Annotated in this window: 3 protein-coding genes; all 3 read right to left on the bottom strand. The window is 66.4% G+C overall.

Features of this window, described 5'->3' with window-relative positions:
* Nucleotides 1–315 (bottom strand): dephospho-CoA kinase (locus EOA38_RS36095; RefSeq protein ID WP_127301462.1); only part of this gene is annotated, 315 nt, incomplete at its 3' end.
* Between the two features lie 10 nt (nucleotides 316–325).
* Complete coding sequence (locus EOA38_RS36090) at nucleotides 326–1,159, bottom strand: shikimate dehydrogenase (RefSeq protein WP_127301461.1); 834 nt, start codon at nucleotides 1,157–1,159, stop codon at nucleotides 326–328.
* On the bottom strand, nucleotides 1,152–1,581 hold a 430-nt coding region (locus tag EOA38_RS36085; RefSeq protein ID WP_127301460.1), incomplete at its 5' end, for a Maf family protein. The genes EOA38_RS36085 and EOA38_RS36090, both read right to left, overlap by 8 nt.

The following is a 1,581-nucleotide window of genomic DNA, read 5'->3' as shown; positions in this document are numbered from 1 at the left end:
GATCGGCGCGCCGGCGGCGCGATGCAGGCCAAGAAACGCATCGGCGTCGGCGCGGACCAGCGGATGGATGATCGCCTCCAGCTTCTTCAGCGCGGCGGGATCGCCCAACACCTTTTCCGCCAGCCTGGCGCGATCGACCACGCCCGCTTTCGTCGTGCCGGGGAACGCCGCTTCGACCAGCGGCGCGGCCTTGCCTGAGTAAAGACGATGCACGGTCTCGTCGGAATCGTGCACCGGCACGCCGGCGTCAGTGAACATTTTCGCCGTGGTCGACTTGCCCATGCCGATCGATCCGGTGAGGCCGAGCACGATCATGGCTGCCATCTCAATGCGCTTCAATGTCGGCGACGATCATGCGCCGCAGCTCGGGCGTGACCTCCGGCCGCTTGCCGAACCAGCGCTCGAAACCGGGCACGGCCTGATGCAGCAGCATGCCGAGACCATCGACCGTCTTCAGGCCGCGCGCCCTGGCGGCGGCTAACAGCGGCGTCTCCAGCGGCACATAGACGATGTCGGTGACGATGGCATGATCGGGCAGACCGGCCGGATCGGCGGCGAGGGTCTCGTTGCCATGCATGCCGAGAGCCGTGGTGTTGACGAGCAGGCCGGCATCGGCAAGCAGTTCGCCGACGGCGCCGGCGCCATGCGCGGAAACACCGGCGCCGAAGCGGTCGGAAAGTTCCTGCGCCCTCGCCAGCGTGCGGTTGACGATGCGGATGTCCTTGATGCCGCGGGCCTTCAGCGCGTGGATGACCGCCCGGGACGCGCCGCCTGCGCCCAGCACCACGGCTGGGCCATTGCCCGCCCAGTCCGGAGCGTAGTCATCGAGATTGCCGGCAAAGCCGAGACCATCGGTGTTGCCGCCCCACAAGACGCCATCTTCCAGCCACAGCGTGTTGACCGCGCCGATCGCTTCGGCCGCCTCGTCGCGGCGTTCGACCAAGGCAAAGGCGGCTTCCTTGTGCGGGATGGTGACGTTGCCGCCGCGATAGCCATTCTCGCCGAGCGATTTCAGGAACGCCGCGAAATCCTCCGGCACGACATCGATCGCCCGATAGCTGCCGTCGATGCCGTATTTCGCCAGCCAGTAGCCGTGGATCTTCGGCGAACGCGAATGCGCGATCGGATGTCCGGTGACGAAAGCCTTTTTCTCAACCATCGATGGCCCCCAACGCGCGCAGCTCCTTCAGCACCGGCAAAAGCGGCAGGCCGACGATGGTGAAATAGTCGCCTTCGATCTTCTCGAAGAGTTGGATGCCTTCGCCCTCGACCTGATAGGCGCCGACGCTTGCCAGGGCCTTGGCGCCGACGCGCGCCAGGTGGCGGCCGATGAAGGCGGGATCGAGCTTGCGCATGGTGAGGCTGACGACGCCGACATGCCGCCACAGCACCTCGCCGTCGCGGCAAAGCACGGCGGCGCTGTTGAGCTGATGCGTCTTGCCCGACAAAGCCAGGAGATGCCTGCGCGCGCCTTCCATGTCGGCCGGCTTGTGGAAAATCTTGTCGCCCAACGACAGCGTCTGATCGCAGCCGAGCACCAGGACGCCAGGCCTGCGTTCGCTGACTTCGGTAGCCTTGGCC

Source organism: Mesorhizobium sp. M1E.F.Ca.ET.041.01.1.1, assembly GCF_003997355.1.
Lineage (GTDB): Bacteria > Pseudomonadota > Alphaproteobacteria > Rhizobiales > Rhizobiaceae > Mesorhizobium.
This window is presented reverse-complemented; position numbering and strand designations above follow the sequence as displayed.